Raw genomic sequence first — 25,248 nt, forward strand, 5'->3', positions numbered from 1 at the left:
ACATGCAACAGAAACCATCCGGCCCGCTGCGCGGCTGTATCACCGTGCCGGGCGATAAATCCATTTCGCACCGCGCCGTCATGCTGGGCGCGCTGGCCAGCGGCGATACCCGCATCACCGGCTTTCTGATGGGCGAGGATTGCCTTTCCACGATCGACTGCTTCCGCAAAATGGGCGTGGAGATCGAGATAAACGACACGGAGGTGGTGGTGCACGGCGTGGGCCTGCACGGCCTGTCCGAGCCGGAGGGCCCGCTCTACACCGGCAACAGCGGCACGACCACCCGGCTGATCTGCGGCATCCTCGCGGGCCAGCCGTTCACCGTGACCGTGTCGGGCGACGCCTCGATCCAGAAGCGGCCCATGGGCCGCGTGATCGGACCGCTGCGGGAAATGGGCGCGCGCATCCACGGCCGGGATGATAATTTTTGCCCGCTGACGCTTTACCCAAGCGAGCTGTACGGCATGGAATACACCCTGCCGGTCGCTTCGGCGCAGCTCAAAAGCGCCATCCTGCTCGCCGGTCTTTATGCCGAGGGGCAGACCACGGTGATCGAACCCACGCCCTCGCGCGACCATACCGAGCGCATGTTCCGCGCGCTTGGCGTGGAGATCGAAACGAACGGCAACGTCATTACCTTAGACCCACCCGAGGACCTGCACGCCATCGACATCGCGGTGCCGGGCGATATCTCCTCGGCCGCGTTTTTCCTCGCCGCAGGCGCGATCGTGCCGCGCAGCGAGCTGACCATCCGGAACGTCGGCGTCAACCCGACGCGCACGGGCGTGATCGACGTGCTGCGCGCGATGGGCGCGGATATCACGGAATCGAACCATCTGGACGGCGCGGAGCCGGTCTGCGACCTGACGGTGCGCCATAGCGCGCTGCACGGCACCGAGATCGGCGGCGCGATCATCCCCCGGCTGATCGACGAGCTGCCGGTAATCGCCGTGGCCGCCGCCTTTGCGGAGGGCACGACCGTGATTCGCGACGCGGCCGAGCTGAAGGTGAAGGAATCCAACCGCATCGCGGCCATGGTGACCGAGCTTGCAAAGGCCGGCGTCGATATCGAGGAAACGGCGGACGGCATGATTATCCGCGGCGGCCAGACCGTGCACGGCGCGGATTTTGCCACCTACGGCGACCATCGCATCGCCATGAGCCTCGCGGTGCTCGCGCTTGCGGCGGACGGCGCGAGCCGTATCGCCGATCCCGAGGTCGTCTCCATCTCCTATCCCGGCTTTTTCGATACGCTGGACCGGCTGGGAGGTTGACCGCCATGCTGCTTACCATGGAAGAGTTTCGCGCCTATCAGCCAAAGCGTGAGACCTACGCCCTGTTCGGCTGGCCGCTCGGCCATACCATGAGCCCGGAGCTGCACGCTTCCCTGTTCGCGGCTTCCGGGCGCGAAGCCGATTATATCGCGGTCGCCGTGCCGCCGGAGCAGCTGCAAGAGGCGTTTGATCTTGCGAGGCAAAAGCTCGGCGGTATCAACTGCACGATTCCGCACAAGAAAGCGATCATTCCCCTGCTGGACGATGTCGACACGGCCGCGCGCGACCTGCACTCGGTCAATACCGTCGCCTTCCGGGGCGGCAAGGCGATCGGCTATAATACCGATATTTTGGGCTTTGCCGAATCGCTTACGCGCGACAAAGTTTCCCTTTCGGGCAAAAAGGTGCTGCTGATCGGCTACGGCGGCGCGGCGTCCGTGATGGCGTACCACTGCGCGCGCGAGGGCGCGGTGCTCACGATCACGGGCCGCGATCTGGAAAAGGCGCAGGTGCTGCAGCAACAGATCGTTTCCGCCGTGCCCCGCGCCAAGGTGGCGGTGTACAGCCGCCGCCATATCCCGCGCGACGTGCAGATCGTTTTAAATTCCACGCCGGTCGGCATGTTTCCCAAGGAGGAGCAGGCGCCGCTGCACTACCTGCCGCGCAAGACCGAGTATGTGTTCGACGCGATCTATAACCCGCCGGTCACGGCCACCATGCGTCTGGCCAACCCGAAGAAAGCGAAAACGCGCGACGGGCTGTTCATGCTGGTCATGCAGGCGGCGCACGCGCAGACCATTTGGACGGGCGACGCCTTTGATCCCGCCGCGTGCGAGACCATCCTGCGCCGCTTATACGGCAAAATGGCGGTCAAGCGCCTTTCGGAAAAGCACGGCAAGCAGAACATCGTGCTGTGCGGCTTCATGGGCAGCGGTAAAACAACCATTGGGCGCAAGCTGGCAAGGCTGACCGGCCTGACCTTTATCGACGCCGATCAGTATTTAGAGGACAAGGAAGGCCGTAAAATCTCCGATATTTTCGCGGCCGAGGGCGAAGCCTACTTCCGCGACCGGGAGACCGCTTACCTCAAGGAACTGAGCCAGAAAAGCGGCATTGTCCTTTCGCTCGGCGGCGGCGCGGTGTTGCGCGAGGAAAACGTAAGAGCGGTTAAATCAACCGGCCTTCTCATCCACCTCGACACGCCGTATTACCGCATTTTGAAAAACCTTTCCTATTCGGATTCCCGCCCGCTGATCGCGGGTCCTTCGGGCCAATCCGAGACCACGCGCCTTTACCACGCGCGCAAGGGTACCTATCACCGCGTATCCGATGTTTCGGTACGCAGCCCCAAGATTTCCGAAGTACTCGAAAAAGTTGTTAAGAGCATTTGAGAAAACGAGGAGAACCATGAAACACTTTCGCAGATCCATCCGCGCGCTGTCGCTGGCGCTCGCGCTGAGCCTAACCCTGCTGAGCACGGCGAGCGCGGCGTTCTCGAGCGGCTTTTCCTATTCCTATCCGGTCGGTGAAGGGCTGACCTACACCAGAACCGAGGGCAAGAACGCCTCCGGCCTGCAAAAAGCCAATATTCTGACCTACGAGCCGAACGGCACGGTATCGCCGCTGATCGTTTACGCCGATGAGCAGCTATACGGCAGCAACGCCACCATCATGAACGCGGTGAAGTACTTGGAGAACCAAGGACAGCGCGTGATCGGCGGAACGAACGCCGACTTCTTCGTCATGTCGAGCGGCATTCCGATCGGCCTTGTCATCGACGAAGGCGAGCTGATCTCCTCCGATGCGTGGCAATACGCCGTCGGCTTTAAGGAGGACGGCTCCGCCGTCACCGGCAGGCCGACCATGGATATGAAGATCACCGGCGCGAGCGGAACGGTCTCGGTCTCCTATTTTAATAAAACGCGCACCACGGCGGGCGCGTACCTGCTGGACCATAATTACGATGATTCCACGCATTTTTCCGCGAACGGCACCAATATCATTTTGGAGCGCGTGGACGATACGCCGGTGCAGGTAAACGGTTCGGTCAAGATGAAGGTCATCAACAAGGGCACGGGCTCCACCCCGCTCACCATTACGGAAAACCAGATGGTGCTGACCAAATCGGACGGCGCCAAGGTGCCGAGCTGGGTCGATTTCCCGGTGGGCGAGGAAGTGACGCTGAACGTATATTCGGCGGATAAATCGTGGAGCGACGTGCAGTACGCCGTGGGCGGCAAGCTGCTGGTTGAAAACGGCACGGTCACCACCTCCGGCATCGACGCGGCTTCCTCCAAAACGGCGCGCAGCGCGGTCGGCGTCAAGGCGGACGGCACGGTCGTCCTGTACGAGATCGACGGCCTGCAATCCTCGCACAGCGTCGGCCTGTCCGCGGCTGAACTGGGACAGGAGATGATCGAGCTCGGCTGCGTCAGCGTCATCTGTCTGGATGGCGGCGGCTCGTCCGCCATGGCGCTGCGGCAACCCGGCACGAGCGAGGCCACGCTTTTGACCAAGCCTTCGGACGGGTCGCAGCGTTCCTGCGCCAACTATATTTTCTTTGTCAATAACGCGGTGTTTGACGGCGTAACCGCGCATGCGGTGCTCTCGCCGAGCTACCGTTATTTGATGCCCGGCGCTTCCACGTATTTTGCCGTGGGCGGCGCGGATTCGGCCTACGGACCGGCGAACGCGCCGACCGATCTTGTCTATACGGTCTCCGACTCGCTCGGCACGGTTGAAGGGCAGACCTTCACCGCCGGTATGACGACCGGCACCGCCACAATCATTGGCTCGAACGGCACCGTGGAAGGGTCCATGACTGTTTCCGTCACGGGCGACGTTAATTCCATTTCGCTGCAAAGCGACGGAAGCGAGGTCTCCTCGATCTCTTTAAAGCCCGGCAAGACCATGCAGCTGGACGGCACCGCCTATCACCAAGGCCAGAAGATGGCTTCCATCAACTCTTCCTTCACATGGTCGGTAACGGGCGGCGTGGGCACGGTGGATGAAAACGGCCTGTTCACCGCGTCCACCAACATGGCGAGCGGCACGCTCACCTGCGCCTACGGCAACACCAAGAAAACGGTGGATGTGAACGTCGGCATGGGTGACCCGCAGAAGGGCCAGAAGATCGCGGACTTTGAGTCCGCGCAGCCGTTTACCGCGACCGAGGGCGTGGCCCTTTCGGTTACCGAGGATTACACGCAGGTCGCGCGCGGCGAGAAATCGCTCATGGGCGTGTTTGACGGTACCCGGGTCGACACCGCGACGCTGTCCATTTCCGGCGTAAGCGTGAGCGGCATGAAATATCTATCGCTCTACGCGCGCTCCACCGGCACGGCGGAATCGCTTCTCGCGGTGTTCACCGGCGCGGACGGCGGCGAGCTCACCGCTCCCCTATCCGCTGCGACCACCGGCTCGTGGCAGCAGCTTAGCGCGACGATCCCCGAGGGCGCGCAGACGTTTACCGGACTGCGCATGCAGCGCTCGGGCGACGGCGCGGCAAATTCCGTTCTTTACCTCGATCAGATTATTGCGACCGACCACCACGCGATCACAAACACCGACGCGCCGAAGCTTTCCGTCAATAAGACCTCGCTCACCGTATCGGGCGGCGCCGCCGCGACGATTACCGGTTCGGCGACCATGGAAAGCGGCAAATACCCGGTGCGCGCGGAAAACATCATCGTCAAGGTGGACGGCAAGGTCAACACGGGCGCCGCCAAAATGAGCGGCTCCTCCCTGACGGTGACCACCGCCGCGCTCGCGGCCGGCACGCACACCGTGACGATCGAAGCGCAGGACGATGCGGGCAACCGCTCGCGCAAGTCGGTTACCGTGACCGCGAGCGGCGGGTCGAATCCCTTTGCCGATACGGAGGGCAATTGGGCCAAGGGCTACGCTTCCCTCCTGTATACGACCGGCGTGATGAAGGGCGAGACTGCGGGCGGCAAGAACTATTTCAATCCCGGCCGCAATCTGCGCCGCATGGAGTTCGCGGTATCGATGGCGCGCATGCTCGGCCTCGACACCTCGTACAGCGGCAAGCTGGACTTCGCGGATGACGGCGAAATTCCCTCTTGGGCGCGCGGCGCGGTATACGCCGTATCCAAGGCGGGCATCATGGGCGGCCAAAAATCGGGCGACAAGCTCTATTTCTCACCGAACGCGGATATTACCCGCGCCGAGGTCATGACTGTGATCGGCCGCAGCCTGCCGCGCGGCTACGCGGCGGCTTCCCTCGGCTATAAGGACGCTTCCTCCGTGCCCAGCTGGGCGGCCGAGCAGGTAAAAATCTGCGTTTCCGCCGGTATCATCAGCGGCTACGAGGACAACACCCTGCGGCCCAACAACAAGATCACCCGCGGCGAGATCGCCAAGGTGCTCGCGGTGCTGTAAACCGGAGCAAAATAAAGTAATATTGCATTAGAAAGAGCGCCCGGATACGCGGAATGTTGCGTATCCGGGCGCTCTTTTGTGTTTGTCTCTATGTCGGTCGCGCTTATTGGCCGTCTGTAACGGTCTCGATAAAACGGCGCAATACGGCGGCGGCCTCGGCGCGTGTGGCGGTACCCTGCGGGTCGAACTTACCGCCCGGCTTACCTTGCATGATGCCTGCCCGCTGCATCTCCGTTATCGCCTGCCGCGCCCATGCGCTGATAAGCGAGGCGTCGGCGTATGCGGTTTCGTCCTGTACTGCGGAAACGGTGTAGTCCATTTTCCCGGCGTATCCATCAAGCATCACCGCGAGCTGCTCGCGTGTGACCGGCTCGTCCGGCCGGAACAGACCATCGCTCCCGCCCCGAACAATGCCTTGAGCCGCCGCCCACCGCACCGCGTCCGTGTAGTAAGCGTTCGCGGACACATCGGCAAAAGCCTTGCCCGCGGAATCGCTTTGCGGCGAACCCGCGAGCCGGTAAAGCGCCGTCACGAACATGCCGCGCGTGATGGTTCCCTCCGGTGTGAAAACAGTCTTGCCGGTTCCAATCAATAGGCCTTGGCTTGCCACGAACAGGATATCGTCCTCGGCCCAGTGGCCCTTGATATCGGTGAATTCCGGATAGTCTGTGATGCCGAACACGGTAAAGTGATTCGTTTGCCCCAGTACAGCCTTGGCGTTTCCGTCATATTGGGAGCCGGCCAGATGCCGCACCGTCCCGTCCGTCTCTACCCAGGCCATGCGCAGGTCGGTGCTGCGCTCTCCGCTTTGCGGGGTATAGGGCAGCGCGATGTCCACATTGCCGCCAAAGGACGAAATAAGCTTGCCGCCGCTCGTCGCGGTGAGATCGTAGGCCGGGCGGTCCCGGAGCGCTTCCGGCAGGCTTTCGGCCTTGGTCGCGTCGATGGTCACGTCGCCGGACGCGGCGTCATAAATGGTTTGCAGGGCCGCCAAATCAATGGTCAGCGAGATTTGCGGCGTGCGGATGGAAAGGTACCGCACCCCGGCGTCCACCAGCTTGCCGTAGGCCGTCTTGGAAAGTGTCAGCGGCAGGGTGTGAAACACGGTTTTAAGTCCGGTAAGATCGATGGACACGGCGATGCCGTTCTCCTGCGCGCCGTCCTTCTTGGCCTGCGCAAGCGCTTTGTCAATGGCGTTTTGAATGTCCCGGTCGGTGATCGTCACCCGTACTTTACCAGCCTGATCCACCCGGGCGGTGGGCGTCACCTCCCCCACTGTGGGTGGGTTGGGATCGTCTGCGGTAGGCGTTCCGGTAACGGCTGACACCTTGGCGCCGCTTGTTCCCGAACTGCCGCCGGTGACCGGAGGCACATCGCGCTGATTGATCAGAATGCTGAGCTGTTTGCTCGCGGAGCCGACAGCGTTTGTAACCGTCACGGTGAAGAGGAACGTACCGCTCTCCTCCGGCATACCGGAGAGCGCGCCGGTAGCCGGGTCAAGGCGCAATCCGTTAGGCAGACGGTTTCCTTCTTCGTTGCTGACGCTCCAGTGGAGCGGCGCGCCGCCGGTTGCCGACAGCAGTGTCTGATAGCCCGCATAGAGCATGCCGCTCTTCACTTTTTGATCGGGCACCGTGGGATAGGCCGGCGGTTGTTCGGACACTTCAAACTCCGCTATGATCGCAAGCGGCTCGGTCACGGTATATGTATCGCTGGACGCAAACGGCTGGCCGTTTACCGTAAGCGAGGCCAGAGCGTATCCCTCATCCGGCGTAGCGGTGATCCTAATTTGGGCATTCGGAGCCACCAGCTTATCAGCGGCGATCGGTGCGCCGTTAATACCGATCACGGTGAGCGTTCCGCCGGCAGGGTCCGTATCATAGGTGAGCTGGATCTTCTCCAAAATCCGGATTTTCAAATCAGTCTTTACTTGCTCCACGGTCAGCGTGCGCGTGTTTGGATCATACTGCTTCGGCAGCTCCGCCCCCGTGAGATCCGCAGCGTTCCACACATGGATGTTCCCTTCTGTAACAGCGTATCCCTCCTGTGGCTGGAGCACAACGGTAAGCGTTCCGCCATAAGGAACTTGGGATGGCAATTCTGACGCGGACACATGCTCCGGCAGGCTGTACGAGACTTTTAGGGAATCCGGTAATTTCTTTGTAAGCGTCCACGTTCGGAGTCCGCTTTGTGCTGCATATGACATAAAATATCCTTCGGGCGGATCTTCCATGATAAAATCATCTTCCAGCACATAAGGACCCGTCTTGATCAGCGGCGTCGCGGTATCCCATGTCTCCCCCGCCCCAAGAGGCGCCAACTCAACCAGCCGCTCTCCGGAGGACATCGTCGATCCGTCTAGGCCGCTCAGATCGAGCGTCTGGCCATTGTGGACGCGGATTGTTCCCTGTCCAAAAAACGCATCGGTCTGAAAAGGACCGGCCACCTCAAGTATCGATCTTTGATCGATATTGATCCCGCCGGAAATCGTGCAGTTATTGACCACTAATTCAGCGCCAGCCTGAACCAAAACCGCTTTATACGTTGAGCCGCCGCCTTTTACTTGGCCGGTTCCTTTGGCGTCCAGCAACGACAAGCGGTAGTCACCCGTTACATAGATCGCATAACTTGTATCACGCGCCAATTCATATCCGTTCAAATCCAGTGTTGCGCTATTCTTAAATACTGTAATAGAGGACTGTAATTGTACATCTCTCAACAGTTTCACATGTCCCGTTGCAGGGTCAATTTCCGCGCTGCCAGCACCGCCCTTCTGATTGATACTGTTTAACAAAGTATTGTTTCCCGCCTGATCCGGATCGTCCACCGCCGTTGCCTTTACCGGAAAGAAACTAAACAGCAGACATATGACGAGCAGATAAGCCGACGCTCGCTTGATTCGTTTTTGTATCATACTTTTATCCTCCTTCTTGTTTGTAGACGGAGGAACAGAGCCCTTTGAACAGCTCTAGAAGAGCTGTTCAAAGGGGGTATACCCCCTTGCTTCCACATAATTACTTTTTCTTGCATTCGTACTACGGCTTCTCTACCCTCCTTCGTTCCGGAAACACCGCTTGCTCAGAAAAACATAAAGCATCGGCTGCCCGCGCACGATGGGCATCCGATGTTTTCATAATTATATCATAACGCTTCGACCAAAAGCGCGAAAATCAAGAAAATTTGATTTTCGACGGGACATACCCCCCCGGGGCAGGGGGCCTCCTTTTCTGCGCTTTCTTATTTTGCCCCCTGCACAATCTTCTGTACGTTTGCCGATCTTATGATATAATAATGTAATTCCAAACGAACGGCCCGTAATGATCATGGATAAGGAGGCAGTGATGGTATATCTTGAAGCGATGTGTTTTCTCTCTCAATTTGGCTTAGGTGCGGTTCTCATTTCAAACGACGAGATTATTCTGGAGAGCAACGAAGCGGCAGACTGTCTCCTTGCTGGCAAGGGAGCACTAAAGGGACGAACGCTTTCCGAAATTCTTCCCGATATGACCCGTCAGCTGCCGGGCACATATATCAATATTGCATTTTCCAAATATCTGACCCTCTGCCCTACACCCGTGGGGGTGGACCTGCCCGCGCACACGCGGCTTATCTGTTTTCGTGACGCGGCCAGCGAGGTATCTCACCGCATGCTGGGCACCATTGTGAACCTGATCCGGGAGCCGATCTTGTTGTGCGATGAAAAAAAGCGGATCATGCTGGTCAATGACGCGCTGATGCGAATGGAATCACTGGTGCCTGAAAACGTCGTCGGCAAGGATATCAACGAGGCGTATACCTGTATCGACGGCAATGAGTTGACCGTTCCCGTGGTGATCGCGGACAAAAAGCCCATTGAGGACCGGCGGCAAGCCTATACGACCTTGCATGGCAAACGGCTGGATATCATGTGCAACAGCTACCCGATTTTTGAGGAAGGCGCGATCTTAGGCGTGTTTTGCATGACGGCGGACGTTTCACGTATTGAGGTATTGAGCCAACAAATCATTGATCTGCAAGAAGGTCTGCTCAAAAAGCATCCGGCCGCGAAAAAGCCGCAAAAAAGCGGCTTAAGCGCAAAATTTCATTTTGACGATATTATTTGCCAGAGCGCTCTCATGAAAGAAATGATAGAGCGGTGCAAAATGATTGCCCGGTCTGATTCTTCGGTCATGCTCTACGGTGAGACCGGGACCGGTAAAGAGCTGGTGGCGCAGAGCATTCACAACGCGAGCAACCGGGCCGACGGACCTTTTTTAGCCATCAACTGCGCCGCCATACCGGAAAACCTGCTGGAATCCATGCTGTTTGGCACCGAAAAAGGGGCCTATACCGGAGCGGAACGCCGCCCCGGTCTGTTTGAACAGGCCAATGGCGGAACGCTGCTGCTGGATGAACTGAATTCCATGAGCATGACGCTGCAAGCCAAGCTGCTGCGCGTGCTGCAGGACGGCGTGGTGCGCCGCGTGGGCGGGACGGAGGAAAAGCACGTTGATGTGCGGGTGCTGTCCAACATCAATGTGCCGCCTTATCAGGCGATCGCGGAAAACGCGCTCCGTCAGGATGTGTTCTATCGCCTTGGCGTGGTCAACATCAGCATCCCTGCGCTGCGCCGGCGCAAGGAGGATATCCCGATCCTGATCCGTTCCTTTTTTCAGCAAATGAACAAAAAGCTGTATAAAAGCGTGTCCGACGTGGACGAAGAGGTGCTCGCCATCTTTTGCGCCTACAACTGGCCGGGCAATGTACGGGAGTTGCAGCACTGCATCGAGCACGCCATGAACCTGCTCCCCTATGAGGAAACGGTGATCCGGAAAGAGTACCTGCCCGAGCATATCCAAAGCGTATGCGGCTATCAGCGGTTGGCCCTGCAAACCGCGGACGATGGTATGCTGGAACAGGTTCTTTCCAATGTGGAACGCTGCATTTTAACCAGCGCCATACAAAGGAATAAGGGGAATATCTCACGGGCCGCCCGCCAACTGGGCATCAGCCGCCAGAACCTGCAACATAGAATGAAGCGCAACGGACTGGTCTTGGAGGACATCCTCAGCGCCAAACCGCGGGCGGATTAACGCAAATATATTTGCTCTGCAAATATATTTTCACGCGCCGAGCCGCTTTTGAAAATCCTAGGTTTGAAGCATTTCGATCAATAGGCGATTGTAGATATCATAAAAAGTAAGGCTATTTCATTTTTTCTTCTGTTTTGAAAAGCGCAACCATATTTGCACCTATTTCCATCTTACAGGTGCAAATATGGTTGCGCTTTTATCTGTTCTGCAAGGCCGGTCATCATGTCCAGCAAGCCGCTTTCAGCGGTTTCTATCTGATTTGCACAATTTAAAATATCAAAAACCATAGCGAAGCAGACTTTTTTTATGCAACCCGCTGAAATATGAAAACCGTGATGAGAAAAGCGTCGCTGGCACGGAATATTGCTTTTTATCTTTATATCAAGCTGACCGCATACGGGCGGCCCACAAAACAAATGTCCCGCCGGGGCAGAAATCATTTTAGGAGGTAAGACCATGTACAACGATCGAAAAATGAAGCTGGGTATGCACACTTACACCCTGCACCTGAACGGCTTAGGTCAAAACTGGGGGTTTGTGGGCGAGCAACGCGAACAAAGAATCAACATTTTTCAGCTCATGGATCTGGCTGTAGAGTGGAAGCTGGACGGCCTGCATGTGACGAACTGCGATCTGGTCGATCACGATCCTGAAAACTTGGCTAGGATCAAGCAAGCCGCCGAGGATCACGGCCTATACATGGAATTCAACTGCTCACTGGATGAGGAGTTCGATCCCCGCCTAAACGAAACCTTCGAGAGCGCCTGTCTGGTCGCGGAGGCGATCGGCGCGGATCTGGTCAAGTTCAGCTTGGATATCCGTCGCCCCACGCCGCTATACGGCAGTTGTATGCATCCCGCCGTGATGCGGCAGCTCTGCGACGTCGTCGATCAGATCAAAGAGGCGTTGCTCGAATATGAACGCACCGGCATTCGTTTGGCGATCGAGAACCACACCGAGACCTTCGCCGATGAGATCGTTTGGGTGATCGAGCAGCTCCATCATCCTCTGGTCGGCGCCTGTGTGGATACCATTAACTCGGTTTCTGTTTTGGAGAACCCACAATACGCTGTTGAGCGTTTGGCGCCTTACGCGTTCAACTGCCACTTCTGTGATAACAAGCTGGTGCGGGACGATCAGGGCGCGCATTTTCTAGGCGTCGCGCTGGGACAGGGCGATATCGACTGTAAAAAGACGCTGCAAACGCTCAAGGATCTCTCCCCCGCTTTCTTCGACCGCATCACCTTTGAAGTCGAATATCCCAGCGCCGGAGAACCGCTGGATATCGCGCAGGAAAAGGAGGTCCAGTTCTGCATCGACAGCATCCGGTATTTGCGCGAGGAGCTGGGCTTGGGCCAAAGCGGACGGTAAGGAACAGGAGGTGAAACGCCCATATAGGGGGAGCTGAAATAACATGAAAAAAAGTTCAAGATCAACTCGATCATCTTTTACCCGGGCGCGGGCATTTTGCTAGCCCTCATCCTCTATGGCTTCTTGTTCAACGAATCCTTCGTCCATATCATGACCGGCCTGTATAACGCCGTTACCGATTCCACCGGCTGGTTCATGATGCTCATCACGGCGCTCATTCTGATCCTGTGCTTTGTCGTTTGCCTGACGCCGGTAGGCAGCAAAAAGGTGGGCGGCCCGGACGCTAAGATCAAGCACGGCATGTTTTCTTGGTGCGCCATGGTCACCTGCGCCGGTACCGCCACCGCCGTGGTGTTCTATGCCGTGGGCGAACCGATCGGCTATTTCCACAATCCGCCCGCATGGTGGAACATGGCGCCCGAAACCATGGACACCGCGGTACGCGCGCTATCCCAATCGGTGTTTCATTGGAGCTTTATCTATTATGCCATGTACGCCTTCTGGGGTTTCATCTGCGGCTATATGGTGATGAACCACAAGCTGCCGCCGCGCCCCTCCTCGGCGCTGTATCCGATCATCAAGGACAAAGCCTTCGGGCCAATCGGCAAGGTATTTGACGTGATCGCCCTGCTGGGGCTGGTCGGCGGCATGGTCACCTCCCTTGGCCTCGGCGTGCAGCAGTTCGCTTCCGGCCTGAACTATGTGTTTGGCATTTCCCCCTCCAACCTTGTTTATATCATTACCCTTGTGGTGGTCATCTGTTCCTTTACCATGTCCTCGCTTCGCGGGGTAAAAAAGGGCATGGCCATCATCAGCAATGCAAACGCGTGGATTTATCTGGTCGTGATCGCGTTCTTATTTATCGCCGGACCGACGGTGTTTGAATGCAAGATCATGACGCAGGTGATCGGCGAGGTATTCACCAGATTCATCCCCAACATCACGGCAACGGATTCATTTAACGTGGGAAACGGCTGGATCTCCAACAACACCGTGTTTTACGTCGCGTGGATCATGGCCTATGCGCCGCTGATGGGCGTTTTTCAGGGCAAGGTCGCCGTGGGCTACACTTGGCGGCGCTTCCTGCTGGTCAACGTGCTCGGCCCCGGGGTTTTCAACCTGATCTGGTTTGTCGCGTTCGGCGGGAACGCCATCTTTCTGGACGCGTTTCGAGGCGCGAATCTGGGCGAAGAAATCGCCGCCAGCGGCATACCGATTGCAAACTATGCGCTGCTCAAACACATGCCGCTCAGCGGAATCATGATCCCCTTGGTCGTTGCGGCGCTATTTTTCGGCTTCATCACCCTCGCCGACGCCATGACCGGCACGTTGGCCAAAATGACCATCAAAACCTCGCGCAAGCAGGAAGACGAGGAAGCGCCGATGGCCATGAAGATCATCTGGGGCGCGCTGGTCGGCGTGGATACCTTTTTGTGCTTGTTCTGCCTCGGCGCGGTAGGCACCGGCGCGCTGCAGTTTATGTCCGTTATCTTCGGCCTGCCCATCTTCATCGTCACGCTTTGCGTCATCTGCGGGCTTGGTAAAATGTGCAGCGGAAAGCTGGACCAAGAAATTGAGGACTTACCGCCGGAGCATAAGGCGGCCCTGTACGAAGGGCGCGTATTCAAACGCAGACCGACGGACGCGGCGCGGGAAGATCCCGCGAGCAAGTAAGCTTTCAGGTCCCGCAGCAAAAATTGCCCATACATACCTCTATATACCCCGCCGAAGGGCCGGGAATCTAAGATAGATTCCCGGCCCTTCGGTCGCTTGTAGGTTGTTTTTCTATGTATTCCGCCTGCTTCAAAATCCGCCGGTCACGCCGATGGTCTGGCCGGTGATGAAGGAGGCGCTGTCCGAACAGAGGAACAGGATGGTCTGCGCGACCTCCTCCGCCGTGCCCATGCGGCCAAGGGGCGTTTGCTCCGCGAGGGTGCGGATGGTATCCTCCGTGTGGGCGGCGTTCATCTCGGTATCGATCACGCCGGGCGCGACGCAGTTGACGCGAATACCGCTCGGCCCCAATTCCGCGGCAAGCGAGCGCGAAAGGCCGATCAGCGCGGCCTTGCTCGCCGCATAGTGGCTTTCGCAGGAAGCGCCCTCGATGCCCCAGACAGAGGACACGGTGACGATGCTGCCGCGCTTTTTATGGATCAGATCGGGCAGCACCGCGCGGATGAAATGCACCGCGCCCATGAGATTGACGCCGAGCATACGATCCCAATCGTCATTTGTCAGGTCGCAAAACATTTTTTGTTGGGCGATGCCCGCGTTGCACACCAGTGCATCCAGCGGGCCGAGGCAAACGCGCGCTTCCGCGACGCAGCGCTCTGCTTCATCCCGGTGGGAAACATCGCCCGCGAGCGCGACGGCGTGCGGAAACTCCTCGAGCAGCGACGCTGCCGCCGCGCGGTTTTCGCGGTAGGTAAAGGCCACGCGCCAGCCGGCGCGCGCAAATGCCTTGACGGCGGCGCGGCCTATGCCGCGCGTGCCGCCGGTAATGAGTACGCTTCCAGCCATCAGATCGCGACCGTCTGCTGGGCAAGGAACAGATCCTGTTCCAGATCCTTCTGCCGCGCAAGTCCTTCCTCGATATCCAGATCGGTCACGCGGTTGTCGTCAAACACGATGACGCGGTTGGTCTTGCCCGCCTCAAGCGCCATAACGGCCTCGTATCCCATGCGGGTGGCCATGACGCGGTCGCGCGCCGTGGGCGAGCCGCCGCGCTGGATATGACCCAGAATGGTCACGCGCGTATCGATACCGGTCGATTCGTGGATACGGTCGGCCACCTCCTGCGCGGAACCGTAGCCCTCCGCCACGATGATAATGTGGTGGTTACGGCCCTTGATACGTCCGACACGCATTTTTTCGACCAGTTCGGTGTCGAAGTCGATCTCACGCTCGGGCAGCAGGATGGCGGTAGCGCCGACCGCGCAGCCGACGTGCAGCGCCAGATGGCCCGCGCGGCGGCCCATGACCTCGACGACCGAGCAGCGTTCATGAGACTGCATGGTATCGCGCAGCTTATCGATGCATTCGATCGCGGTGTTGCACGCGGTATCGAAGCCAATAGTGTAATCGGTGCAGACGATATCGTTATCGATCGTGCCGGGCACGCCGATGCAGGGCACGCCCATGCGGGAAAGCGCCTGCGCGCCGCGGAAGGTGCCGTCGCCGCCGCAGCAGATCAGGCCGTCTATCCCGAGGTATTTACAGGTATCCGCCGCCTTTTGCAGCCCTTCGTCGGTCATCATTTCCTTGCAGCGCGCCGTATACAGCATGGTGCCGCCCTTGCGGATGATGCCGTCCACGCTGCGGGAACCCATTTCAATAATGTCTCCGTTGATCAGGCCGCTGTAGCCGCGACGCACGCCGAGCACCGAGATGTCATGCGCCGAAGCGGTACGGACGACCGCACGGATCAATGCGTTCATACCGGGCGCGTCACCGCCGCTTGTGAGTACGCCGATCCGGCGAATTTGCTTGTCCATAAAGGAGCCTCCCCTGTCCGAAATCATTCAAAACTAATATTTGTGATTATTATATCATCTTTGCCCCGCATGAGTAAAGGGCTATTGTTCCCCGGCAGCCATTTCTTAGCAAGCCGCGGCAGCCTTTCTTACTTCATCGCTACGTTTTCTTCGCCGATGACGGCGCGCAGCTCGGTTAGCAGCGGGATACCTGCCGCGCACCAGAGCGTGCGGGGCGCCAGCATCCGCTTTCCCGTATCCGCCGGACAGAACACCACCGGCGTTTCGCCCGCGTGGCCGGCCAAAATACTTTTGATTCGGCCGCATGCGTCGCACGCCATGTCCGGCACGCGGATATACAGCTTCTGCGGCGCTTTTTGCGCTGCCTGCCGCGGTGTGAATACCGATTCCTGCGGCTTTTCACGCGAATGCGTGGAATCCACCGCCTCGACCGTCAAGGGTTGCGCTTCGTTGAGCAGCACCTTGGGCGCTTCGTCTTCGCGCGCGTCGATCTTGCCGGTGAGCAATACGGCGCTATCCTCCGTCAAATACGAACCGCACTGTTGGAGCGAACGCGGAAACACGACCAACTCGATCGCGGCCGATTCGTCCTCCGCCATGACATAGGCCATCATGGAGCCGTTACGCGTCGATTTCAGCCGAACCGAAGTGATGACGCAGGCCAGACGCACGGTCATACCGTCCTTATAGACCGGGGCCTCGACCTCGCCCGACAGATCGTCGATGATGGCGCGGATGGAGGCGGCGTTTGCCGCCCGCGCCAGATCGCCGTATTCGTCCATCGGGTGGCCGGATAGATAAAGGCCCGTGGTCTCCTTTTCCATGGCGAGCAGCTCGCGCTTGGATGCCTCCTGAATATCGGGCAGGGCGATTTCGCTGTCCTGCACCGATTCGTTGCCCATGCCGAACAAATCCATCTGCCCTTCGATATTGCGCTTGCGCGCCTGCGAGACCGCGTCCAGCACTAAGTTGGCGATTTGCAGCAGTTGGCTGCGGCGATAGCCTAAAGAATCGAACGCGCCGGCTTTTATCAGGCTTTCCACCGCGCGGCGGTTTAATTCACGGTCGAACATACGCTCGCAGAATTGCTGGAACGAGAGAAACAGGCCGTGCTGCTCCCGCTCGGCCACAAGCTGCTTCATAAAACCGCGTCCCACTCCCTTGACGGCGGCCAGACCAAAACGGATATTGTCACCCGAAACGGAAAATCCGTCAAAGGATTCGTTCACATCGGGCGGCAGCACCGCGATACCCATTTCCCGCGTGGAAGCGATGTATTCAGAGATCTTTTCCGACCAATCGAGCACCGAAGTTAAAAGCGCCGCCATATATTCGCGCGGATAATGACACTTGAGGTAGGCCGTGCGGTACGATACCACCGCGTAGCACACCGCGTGCGCCTTATTGAACGCATAGTTGGCGAAATCCATGATCTCGTCGAAAATCGAGGCGGCTACGCTTTCGGGCACGCCGCGCTTGACCGCGCCGTCGATGCCCTCCTCCTCGCTGCCGCTTATAAAGGTGACGCGCTCCTTGGCGAGCTCCTTCATCTTTTTCTTGCTCATCGCGCGGCGCACCATATCCGCCTTGCCGAGCGAATAGCCCGCGAGCTGGCGGAACACTTCCATAACCTGTTCCTGATACACCATGCAGCCGTAGGTGACCTTTAGGATAGGTTCCAGCATCGGGTGCTTGTACACGACTTTTTCCGGATGGTGCTTGCATTCGATGTAGCGCGGAATAGACTGCATCGGTCCCGGGCGGTAGAGCGCCACGACCGCGGTGATATCTTCGATCGATTGCGGACGCAGGCCTGTTACAACGTTGGTGATGCCCGCGCTTTCCAGCTGGAACACACCCATGGTCGAACCGTGAGCCAGCATGGCATAGGTCTCCTCATCCTCGGTGGAGGCCTTCTCCATGGAAAACTCCGGCGTGTGGCGGCGTATCATTTTCTCCGCGTCCGCGATGACGGTCAGGTTACGCAGGCCCAAAAAGTCCATCTTGAGCAAGCCGAGCTCTTCCAGCGTGGTCATGGAGAACTGGGTGACCATCTGCTCGTCGTTTCTGGCGAGCGGCACATAGGTATCCACCGGGTCCTTGGTGATGACCACGCCCGCCGCATGGGTGGAAGCGTGCCGCGGCATGCCTTCCAGCGCCTGCGCGGTGTCGATCAGCTCGCGCACGGTCGGATTTTCGTCGTGCATCTTTTTTAGTTCTTTATTAACGCGGAGCGCCTTTTCAATCGTGATGTGCAGTTCGTTCGGCACCTGCTTGGCAACGGCGTCCACTTCGTTATAAGGTATGTTGAGCGCGCGGCCCACGTCGCGGATCGCGCCGCGCGCGGCCATTGTGCCGAAGGTGACAATCTGCGCCACGCGATCCTTGCCGTATTTATTAGTGACATACTCGATGACCTCGGGCCGGCGGACATAGCAGAAGTCCACGTCGATATCGGGCATGGACACGCGTTCGGGATTTAAAAAACGTTCAAAATAAAGCGAATAGTGGATGGGGTCCAGATCGGTAATGGCGAGGCAGTAGGACACGATCGACCCCGCGGCCGAGCCGCGCCCGGGGCCGACCGGAATGCCGTTTCGCTTGGCATAGCCGATAAAATCCGAAACGATCAGAAAGTAATCGACAAAGCCCATTTGCGCGATCATATCGATCTCGTATTGCAGGCGCTCGCGCACCGTGCCGTCGTCCTCCGGGTAACGCTCCGCAAAGCCTTCGTCGCATAGCTTTTGCAGGTACTGGAGCGCCGTATAGCCTTCCGGCACGTCGAATTCGGGCAGGTGGTATTTGCCGAATTCAAAATCCACATGGCAGCGCTCCGCGATCTTGACGGTGTTCGCGAGCGCCTCCGGATGCTCGGGAAACAGGGCGGCCATTTCGTCCGCGTCCTTGATGTAAAACTCCTCGGTCTCAAACTTCATGCGGGTCGGGTCGTCCACCGTCTTACCCATCTGGATGCTCATCAGCACATCCTGCAGCTTGGCGTCCTTTCGGGTGAGATAGTGCGCGTCGTTCGTGGCGACCAGCCCCAGTTCGAGTTCCTCCGCCAGCTTAAACAGACCGGCGTTGACGCGGCTTTGCGCTTCGATGCCGTGGTCCTGAATTTCCAGATAAAAATGCTCGCGGTCAAAGATCGTGAGAAACTTTTCACACAGCTCGTAAGCGCCGTCGATGTCGCCGTCCGACAGCGCGCGCGGGATCGCGCCCGCGAGGCAGGCCGAAAGGCAGATCAGCCCCTCGCTGTGCTCGCGCAGCAGCTCCATATCGATACGGGGCTTCATATAGAAGCCCTCGGAAAAACCAAGGCTTACCATATGGATCAGGTTGCGGTAGCCCGTCATATTTTCGCACAGCAGAATCAGGTGGCTGTGCCACTCGCTGCCGACATAGCTCCGTTCCAGCCGAGAGCGCGGGGCGACATACACCTCGCACCCGATGACCGGATGGATGCCCTTGGCTTTACAAGCCTTATAAAAATCGATCACGCCGTACATCACGCCGTGGTCGGTCAAGGCGACCGAGGTCTGCCCCAAATCGGCCACGCGGTCGACGAGCTGCTCGATGCGGCACGCGCCGTCCAGCAGGCTATACTCACTATGGACATGCAGATGGGCAAAGGGTTCCATTTATGCTTCCTCCCTGAGCGTACACTCCAGCGCGCGTTCGGTGATTTTCTTCAGGCGGTGGCTAAGGCCGGGCTTGGAGATGGGCGGATCGAACCGCGCGGCAAGCTCGGACAGGCTGTCAGCCGGATACTGAAGCCGCAGCCGCACGGTCTCGCGCAGGTTTTCCGGAAAAAAGGTATCTCCGTGGCTGTTCAGCGCCGCTGTGATCGCCGCCACCTGCCGGGCGGACGCGCCGGTCGTCTTCATCAGGTTGGCGGTCTCGCAGTTTACCTGACGGTTGATCGTGTTGCGCAGGTTTTTTTCCACCTTTGCTTCCATCAGCTCCATGGCGGATTGCGGCGCGCCGATCGTCGTCAAAAAATCCTCCACGCTCGCGCCGTCCTTGAAATACAGCACATGCACGCTCCTTCGCTCGGTCTGCTTGGGAAACAGGTGCAGATCGAGCAGCAGGCTCATCTGCTCGCCCGCAAGGCTTGCATGCGAGGTGGTCAGCTCCAAATGGCTTTTTTTATCCGGCCCGGCCACCGTACCCGCCATCAAAAACGCGCCGCGCAGAAACGCGGCCAGACAGCAATCGCTTTCCAACACATTGCGGTTTAAGTGATAGGCCACATGGTTTTTGATATCATACCCAAGCGTTTCAAAGATACGCCCGATTATCTCCGGATCGGTCAGAATGAACTGTTGTTTCTTGCCTGCTTGCACCGGCTCCGCCTCGATGGAAAAGGCGCGATCGAGCAGCGCGCGGATGCGGCGCGCGACTTCCCGGTTCTCGGTCGACAGACGAATCAGCTTATGTGAAAAAACGGAGGCGTTGAGCAGCATGCCGTATGCCTCCGCGCGGATACAGCAGGCGCGCTGCATCGGCGCGCGGCACGCCTCTGTTTTGACGAAAGCGGAAAAGGACATTGGGTGTTTCTCCTTCTATATGCGAAAAAGCGATTAGCGCTGATAGTCCCGGTGCATGGTGACGACCCCGTAATCCCTGCCCCGGATATGGTTGCTGAGCGCTTCGGCGATCGCGACCGAGCGGTGCTTGCCGCCCGTGCAGCCGATGCCGATCACCACGCTGGTTTTGCCTTCCGACACATAACGCGGCAGCAAAAAGTCGATCAGGCTGGTCAGGTGGCTCATCAGAGCGTCCGCCGTGCCGCCTTGAAACACATAATCGCGTACATCGGGATCGGTGCCGTTTTTTTCGCGCAAGCTCATTTCATAATAGGGGTTGGGCAGAAAGCGTACATCAAACACCAGATCGGATTCAGCCGGAATGCCGTATTTAAAGCCGAAGGACTGCACGATGACCTCAAGCGCGCCCATATTGTCCGCCCCGGAAAAGAGCGAGAGCAGGCGTTCGCGCAGGCCCGCAGCCGACAAATTCGTGGTATCCACGACAAAATCCGCACGATTGCGCAGCACGGAAAGCATTTCGCGCTCTTTTTCTATCGCCGCGGTCATGCTGATGCCCTTATCCATCAGCGGATGCTTGCGCCGGGTCTCCTTGAAGCGGCGGATCAGCATCTGCGTGTCGGTATCCAGAAACAGGATGCGATATTCGCAGCCCATGTCGCGGATAGAATCGAGCGAATCAAAAAGCTGCTGAAAATCGCCGCCCGTGCGCACATCGGTCACGAGCGCGACCCGCTCATACCGCTCGGTCGCGGCAAGGCATATCTCCGCAAAACGCGGAATGAGCGCGATCGGCAGGTTATCCACGCAGTAATAACCCAGATCCTCCAGCGAGGCCGCCGCGCGGCTCTTACCCGCGCCCGACATACCCGAAACGATTAAAAAATACATTTGTTTTGCCCTTTCCTTTTCCCTGCGGTTTTTCGCTATCCGATAATGCGAACCTCGCATTCCAGCTGCACGCCGAACGCCTCCCGCACACGGTTTTGTACGGTTTCGATCAGCTTTAGCATATCCGCGCAGGTCGCGCCGCCGCGGTTGATCAAAAAGCCCGCGTGTTTTTCCGACACCTGCGCCGCGCCGACCGACAGGCCTTTCAGGCCGCATTGCTCAATCAGCTGTCCGGCAAAATGCCCCTCGGGCCGCTTGAACGTGCTGCCTGCGGAGGGGTAATTGAGCGGCTGCTTCTCCCGCCGCCGCTGCGCCAGATCGTTCATTTTCAGCAGAATCGCCGCGGGGTCGCCCTCGGCCAGCTCCAGCTCGGCGCGGACGATCGTCCACTCCGGATGGTCGCGGAAAATACTTTTGCGATAGCCAAAGGCATTTTCCGGCCCTTCCGCCATACAGAGGTTGCCCTCGCCGTCCAGATATTCGGTGCGGCGCACGATGAGCGCCATCTGCCCGTCATACGCGCCGGCATTCATAAATACCGCGCCCCCCAAGCTGCCTAGGTATGCCCCCGGCGAACTCCGCGCCGGTCAGGCCCTCGCGCTGGGCGCGCCGCGCGATCGCGGAAAGCAGCGCGCCCGCGCCCGCCGTGATCCGCCCCCGCGTACCGACCGCGATATGATCCATCTCCGAGGTGCAAACGACCGCGCCGCGCACGCCCGCGTCCGACACCAGCATATTGGAACCGTTGCCGACCATCAAATAAGGCGTTTCGGTTTGCCGCAGGCAACGCAGCGCGTTTTGCAGCGCGCCCACGGTTTTGGGCTGTATAAACACATCCGCCGGGCCGCCGATCGCAAAGGTCGTGTGGCGGCTCATCGGCTCGTTTTCATATATTTCAATATCGCTTTCCGCCTCTTGCAGCAAAGCGATCAGTTCTTGCGTTGTTACCATACTCTCCTCCAACACCTTCAGGAAAACTCATATAGAATAGTATACCAAATTTACGCCCTTTGTGCAAAAAATATTTCTGACCCGGCGCACGGTTCCGGTCGAAAAATGCATAGAAAAGCGCCCGGATACCGATCCGGGCGCTTTTCAGAGTACCATCAAACAAAGTTCGTCTTTTATTTCAGCCACAGCTCTTCGTGCTCGCCGCGCCGCGGGCGCGCGAGAAGCTGACGGATGGCGTCCTTAGCGGCAACATCGCGGTACAAAACGCCGTACATCGACTCAACGATCGGCATGGAAACGCCCTGCTTCTGCGCCAGCATATAACCGGCTTCGGTCGCGTAATAGCCCTCTACCGTCGCACCGACCTCTTCCATGGCCTGCTTCGCGGTCTTGCCCTGACCGATCAGGATGCCCGCGCGGCGGTTGCGCGAATGCATCGAGCAGCAGGTAACGATCAAATCGCCCACGCCAGAAAGACCCGCAAAGGTCTCCTGCCGCGCGCCGAGACGCACGCCCAGACGCGCGATCTCGGTCAGGCCGCGGGTCATAAACGCAGCCTTGGAGTTGTCGCCAAGGCCCAAGCCGTCCGAAATGCCGGCGCCCAGCGCGATGATGTTTTTGAACGCGCCGCCCAGCTCCGCGCCGACCAGATCAGCGGAGGTGTACACGCGGAAAAAGCTGTCGTTCATAAAGGCGGCCTGCGTCAGCTCCGCCGCGGCGCGGCTGTGCGAGGCGGCTACGATAGCGGTCGGCACGTTGCGCGCGACCTCCTCCGCATGGGTCGGCCCGGTCAGCGCGACGACGGGGTTCTTGCCTCCCATGGCGCGGTCGATGGTCTCGGAAAAGCGGCAGTAGCCGTTTTTCGCGTCCAATCCCTTGCCCACGTTGACGATGACCGTGCCCGCCGGTACGATGTCCGCGAGCTGCTCCGCCGTTCCCGCGACCGCAAAGCTCGGCACCGCGAGCACGATCAGATCGGCGCGGGCGGCGCCCGAAAGGTCGGTCGTCAATTCGATATTTTCCGGCAAACGAACGCCGGGCAGCAGCTTTTCATTGGCGCGCTTTTCGCGCAGCAGGTCGCACTCCTCCTGCAAATAGGTCCACGAGGTGACCTCGTGCCCATTGCCGCTGAGCAGCATGGCCAAAGCCATGCCCCAGCCGCCCGTTCCAAGTACAAATACCTTCATTGCTTGCTCTCCTCCTCCGGCGCGTTTTCTATCGCCTTTTTGCTGTGAAAGGAAAACCTATTTTCATTTCCATGCAGCATCCGTCCGACATTGGCGCGGTGCATGAAGATGACCGCGACGGCCATGCCAAACGCGATGCCCACCAGTACGGGATCACGGTAAAAAATGAACATGGTGATCGGAAAGCTGGCCGCGCCCAAGATCGAGCCGAGCGAGATCCACCGCGTAAAAAGCACGGCGATCAAGAAGCAGGCCAGCGCGATCAAGAAGATGCGCCAATCGAACAGCGCCAGCATCGTCGCGCCGACCAGCACGCCCTTGCCGCCCCGAAAACCGAAATAAACCGGGAACATATGGCCCAATATGACGAAAACACCCGCGAGCAGCTTGCCGAGATTGCCCGCCGCCAACGCGCCGATCGCCACGGCGGCCGCGCCCTTGGCGATATCGCCCAGCAGTACAAGCAGCGTTTTCCCCGCCCCCATGGTGCGGTACGCGTTGGTAAGGCCCGCATTGCCCGAACCATAATCGCGGATATCCTTGTGCAGCGTCATTTTGCATACGATGATCGCAAAGCTCAAAGAACCCAGCAAATAGGCGCTCACCGCGATGATCCCAAATTGCAGCATGGTCATACTGTCGTCACTCCGTTTTCTGTCTTATTCCTTATCGCCGCGCTGCCGCACGACCATGCGCACCGGCGTACCGGTTAGTCCAAACACCTCGCGGATCTGGTTTTCCAGATAGCGCTGGTAGGAAAAATGGAACAGCCGCGCATCGTTGCAGAAGCAGACGAAGGTAGGCGGGCATACGCCTGCCTGCGTCATATAATAAATCTTCAGGCGGCGGCCCTTGTCGGTCGGCGGCTGAACGCGGGCGGTGGCTTCAGCCAAGATCGCGTTGAGCTGGCCGGTCGGTATGCGCATATGGTTCTGCTCATACGTTTCGCAGATCAGCGAAAAAAGCTTTTCCACGCGCTGGCCGGACAGCGCGGAGATAAACAGCACCGGCGCGTAGGGCATATAGGCCAGCCCTTCGCGCACCTGCAAGGTATATTCCTTCATGGTGCTCCCGTCCTTTTCGACGAGATCCCACTTGTTCACCACGATGATGCACGCCTTACCCGCGTTATGCGCCTCGCCGGCCACCTTGGTGTCCTGCTCGGTCACGCCTTCGGTCGCGTCGATCATGATGACGCACACGTCGCTTCGCTCAATCGCGAGAAGCGAGCGCATAACGGAGTACTTTTCTATTTTTTCCTCCACCTTGCTTTTGCGGCGAATGCCGGCGGTATCGACAAAGGTGAATTTGCCATATGCATTATCGAGCTGCGCGTCCACGCTGTCGCGCGTGGTACCGGCAATATCCGAAACGATCACGCGCTCTTCGCCGAGCACACGGTTCAAAAGGCTGGACTTGCCGACGTTCGGCTTGCCGATCAGCGCCACGCGGATGCGGCCTTGGTCCTCTTCCGCTTCGTCCGCGGGCGGAAAATACTCGTAAGCCGCGTCCAGCAGCTCGCCCATGCCGTAGCCGTGCAGCGCGGAAATGCCGTACGGCTCGCCAAGGCCGAGATTGTAAAATTCGTAAAACTCAGGCTCGGGCTGACCGGGCTTGTCACACTTGTTGACAGCCAGCACGATCGGCTTGCCCGACCGCTGCAGCAAGGCGGCCACGTCCTGATCGGCCGCCGTGATGCCGGTGCGCAGGTCGGTGATCAGGATGATCACATCCGCGTTCGAGATGGCGGTTTCGGCCTGATAGCGCATAAACTGCAATATTTCATTATCGTTCGACGGTTCGATACCGCCTGTGTCGACCACGGTAAAATCGCGGCCGCGCCAATCGCTATCCGCATACAGCCGGTCGCGTGTCACGCCGGGCGTATCCTCCACGATGGAAAGCCGCTTGCCCGCCAAACGGTTGAACAGTTGACTTTTGCCCACGTTCGGCCGTCCGACGATCGCGACGATCGGTTTTGACATTGTAAAACCCCCTTTAACTAATTAGCAATGAGAAATTAGTAATTAGTAATTTTGGCGCCGGCTATGCCG

At 58.7% G+C, this 25,248-nt stretch carries 17 protein-coding genes; 6 read left to right on the forward strand and 11 right to left on the reverse strand.

The annotated features are described in order from the left end of the window. Positions 1-2 precede the first annotated feature (2 nt). From aroA to RWV98_RS10700, 3 genes are read left to right on the forward strand one after another with little or no spacing between them, the layout of a single operon-like run. Entirely contained in the window at positions 3-1,274 is a 1,272-nt protein-coding gene (gene aroA, locus RWV98_RS10690; RefSeq protein ID WP_317860664.1) for a 3-phosphoshikimate 1-carboxyvinyltransferase, read from the forward strand. A 5-nt stretch (positions 1,275-1,279) separates the two neighbouring features. Further along, the gene (locus tag RWV98_RS10695; RefSeq protein ID WP_317860666.1) at positions 1,280-2,665 is read left to right on the forward strand and encodes a shikimate kinase; all 1,386 of its coding nucleotides are present in this window, start codon (positions 1,280-1,282) and stop codon (positions 2,663-2,665) included. 16 nt (positions 2,666-2,681) lie between these two features. Continuing rightward, the gene (locus RWV98_RS10700) at positions 2,682-5,675 is read left to right on the forward strand and encodes a phosphodiester glycosidase family protein (protein WP_317860668.1); all 2,994 of its coding nucleotides are present in this window, start codon (positions 2,682-2,684) and stop codon (positions 5,673-5,675) included. Between the two features lie 103 nt (positions 5,676-5,778). Here RWV98_RS10700 and RWV98_RS10705 read toward each other — a convergent pair whose 3' ends face one another. Further along, positions 5,779-8,589 (reverse strand): S-layer homology domain-containing protein, encoded by a 2,811-nt coding sequence (locus tag RWV98_RS10705; RefSeq protein ID WP_317860669.1) that lies wholly within the window; start codon positions 8,587-8,589, stop codon positions 5,779-5,781. 427 nt (positions 8,590-9,016) lie between these two features. Between RWV98_RS10705 and RWV98_RS10710 the strand changes: the two genes are divergently transcribed. The 3 genes from RWV98_RS10710 to RWV98_RS10720 all read left to right on the forward strand — a co-directional run bounded on the left by RWV98_RS10710 (position 9,017) and on the right by RWV98_RS10720 (position 13,792). After that, complete coding sequence (locus RWV98_RS10710; RefSeq protein WP_317860670.1) at positions 9,017-10,747, forward strand: sigma-54 interaction domain-containing protein; 1,731 nt, start codon at positions 9,017-9,019, stop codon at positions 10,745-10,747. Between the two features lie 456 nt (positions 10,748-11,203). After that, positions 11,204-12,118, forward strand: a complete 915-nt coding sequence (locus tag RWV98_RS10715) for a sugar phosphate isomerase/epimerase family protein (RefSeq protein WP_317860671.1) — start codon at positions 11,204-11,206, stop codon at positions 12,116-12,118. A gap of 72 nt (positions 12,119-12,190) precedes the next feature. Further along, on the forward strand, positions 12,191-13,792 hold the full coding sequence (locus RWV98_RS10720) for a BCCT family transporter (RefSeq protein ID WP_317865747.1): 1,602 nt from the start codon (positions 12,191-12,193) through the stop codon (positions 13,790-13,792). A 129-nt stretch (positions 13,793-13,921) separates the two neighbouring features. Here the strand turns inward: RWV98_RS10720 and RWV98_RS10725 are convergent, their stop codons facing one another. The 10 genes from RWV98_RS10725 to der all read right to left on the reverse strand — a co-directional run bounded on the left by RWV98_RS10725 (position 13,922) and on the right by der (position 25,179). Further along, on the reverse strand, positions 13,922-14,638 hold the full coding sequence (locus tag RWV98_RS10725; protein ID WP_317860673.1) for an SDR family NAD(P)-dependent oxidoreductase: 717 nt from the start codon (positions 14,636-14,638) through the stop codon (positions 13,922-13,924). After that, complete coding sequence (pfkA, locus tag RWV98_RS10730) at positions 14,638-15,612, reverse strand: 6-phosphofructokinase (protein ID WP_280962463.1); 975 nt, start codon at positions 15,610-15,612, stop codon at positions 14,638-14,640. The genes RWV98_RS10725 and pfkA overlap by 1 nt, the downstream gene beginning before the upstream one ends. A gap of 128 nt (positions 15,613-15,740) precedes the next feature. After that, positions 15,741-19,256 carry a DNA polymerase III subunit alpha gene (locus RWV98_RS10735; protein ID WP_317860676.1) on the reverse strand — a complete coding sequence of 1,172 codons (3,516 nt, stop codon included), beginning with the start codon at positions 19,254-19,256 and terminating at the stop codon, positions 15,741-15,743. Next, positions 19,257-20,165, reverse strand: a complete 909-nt coding sequence (gene whiA / locus RWV98_RS10740) for a DNA-binding protein WhiA (protein WP_280962461.1) — start codon at positions 20,163-20,165, stop codon at positions 19,257-19,259. It lies immediately after the preceding gene. A gap of 33 nt (positions 20,166-20,198) precedes the next feature. Then, positions 20,199-21,056 (reverse strand): RNase adapter RapZ, encoded by an 858-nt coding sequence (rapZ, locus tag RWV98_RS10745; protein ID WP_280962460.1) that lies wholly within the window; start codon positions 21,054-21,056, stop codon positions 20,199-20,201. Positions 21,057-21,091: 35 nt separating this feature from the next. Then, on the reverse strand, positions 21,092-21,589 hold the full coding sequence (locus RWV98_RS10750) for a UDP-N-acetylenolpyruvoylglucosamine reductase (protein WP_317860677.1): 498 nt from the start codon (positions 21,587-21,589) through the stop codon (positions 21,092-21,094). Next, positions 21,570-22,007, reverse strand: coding sequence for an FAD-binding protein (locus RWV98_RS10755; protein ID WP_317860679.1), 438 nt, complete (start codon positions 22,005-22,007; stop codon positions 21,570-21,572). The genes RWV98_RS10750 and RWV98_RS10755 overlap by 20 nt, the downstream gene beginning before the upstream one ends. Positions 22,008-22,180: 173 nt before the next feature. Beyond that, positions 22,181-23,194: an NAD(P)H-dependent glycerol-3-phosphate dehydrogenase gene (locus tag RWV98_RS10760; RefSeq protein ID WP_317860681.1), complete on the reverse strand. Its 1,014-nt coding sequence runs from the start codon at positions 23,192-23,194 to the stop codon at positions 22,181-22,183. Next, a complete protein-coding gene (gene plsY, locus RWV98_RS10765; protein WP_280962457.1) occupies positions 23,191-23,829 on the reverse strand; it encodes a glycerol-3-phosphate 1-O-acyltransferase PlsY in 639 nt (212 codons plus the stop codon). Before plsY ends, RWV98_RS10760 begins: the two co-directional genes overlap by 4 nt. A gap of 24 nt (positions 23,830-23,853) precedes the next feature. Next, positions 23,854-25,179: a ribosome biogenesis GTPase Der gene (gene der / locus RWV98_RS10770; RefSeq protein WP_280962456.1), complete on the reverse strand. Its 1,326-nt coding sequence runs from the start codon at positions 25,177-25,179 to the stop codon at positions 23,854-23,856. Positions 25,180-25,248 lie beyond the last annotated feature (69 nt).

It is taken from the genome of Agathobaculum sp. NTUH-O15-33, assembly GCF_033193315.1.
GTDB lineage: Bacteria > Bacillota > Clostridia > Oscillospirales > Butyricicoccaceae > Agathobaculum > Agathobaculum faecihominis_A.

Excerpts from the sequence above, each read along its gene's own strand:
- aroA (WP_317860664.1), top strand. The coding sequence starts at position 3 with ATGCAACAGAAACCATCCGGCCCGCTGCGCGGCTGTATCACCGTGCCG.
- RWV98_RS10695 (WP_317860666.1), top strand. The coding sequence starts at position 1,280 with ATGCTGCTTACCATGGAAGAGTTTCGCGCCTATCAGCCAAAGCGTGAG.
- RWV98_RS10700 (WP_317860668.1), top strand. The coding sequence starts at position 2,682 with ATGAAACACTTTCGCAGATCCATCCGCGCGCTGTCGCTGGCGCTCGCG.
- RWV98_RS10705 (WP_317860669.1), bottom strand. The coding sequence starts at position 8,589 with ATGATACAAAAACGAATCAAGCGAGCGTCGGCTTATCTGCTCGTCATA.
- RWV98_RS10710 (WP_317860670.1), top strand. The coding sequence starts at position 9,017 with ATGGTATATCTTGAAGCGATGTGTTTTCTCTCTCAATTTGGCTTAGGT.
- RWV98_RS10715 (WP_317860671.1), top strand. The coding sequence starts at position 11,204 with ATGTACAACGATCGAAAAATGAAGCTGGGTATGCACACTTACACCCTG.
- RWV98_RS10725 (WP_317860673.1), bottom strand. The coding sequence starts at position 14,638 with ATGGCTGGAAGCGTACTCATTACCGGCGGCACGCGCGGCATAGGCCGC.
- pfkA (WP_280962463.1), bottom strand. The coding sequence starts at position 15,612 with ATGGACAAGCAAATTCGCCGGATCGGCGTACTCACAAGCGGCGGTGAC.
- RWV98_RS10735 (WP_317860676.1), bottom strand. The coding sequence starts at position 19,256 with ATGGAACCCTTTGCCCATCTGCATGTCCATAGTGAGTATAGCCTGCTG.
- whiA (WP_280962461.1), bottom strand. The coding sequence starts at position 20,165 with ATGTCCTTTTCCGCTTTCGTCAAAACAGAGGCGTGCCGCGCGCCGATG.
- rapZ (WP_280962460.1), bottom strand. The coding sequence starts at position 21,056 with ATGTATTTTTTAATCGTTTCGGGTATGTCGGGCGCGGGTAAGAGCCGC.
- RWV98_RS10750 (WP_317860677.1), bottom strand. The coding sequence starts at position 21,589 with ATGAATGCCGGCGCGTATGACGGGCAGATGGCGCTCATCGTGCGCCGC.
- RWV98_RS10755 (WP_317860679.1), bottom strand. The coding sequence starts at position 22,007 with ATGGTAACAACGCAAGAACTGATCGCTTTGCTGCAAGAGGCGGAAAGC.
- RWV98_RS10760 (WP_317860681.1), bottom strand. The coding sequence starts at position 23,194 with ATGAAGGTATTTGTACTTGGAACGGGCGGCTGGGGCATGGCTTTGGCC.
- plsY (WP_280962457.1), bottom strand. The coding sequence starts at position 23,829 with ATGACCATGCTGCAATTTGGGATCATCGCGGTGAGCGCCTATTTGCTG.
- der (WP_280962456.1), bottom strand. The coding sequence starts at position 25,179 with ATGTCAAAACCGATCGTCGCGATCGTCGGACGGCCGAACGTGGGCAAA.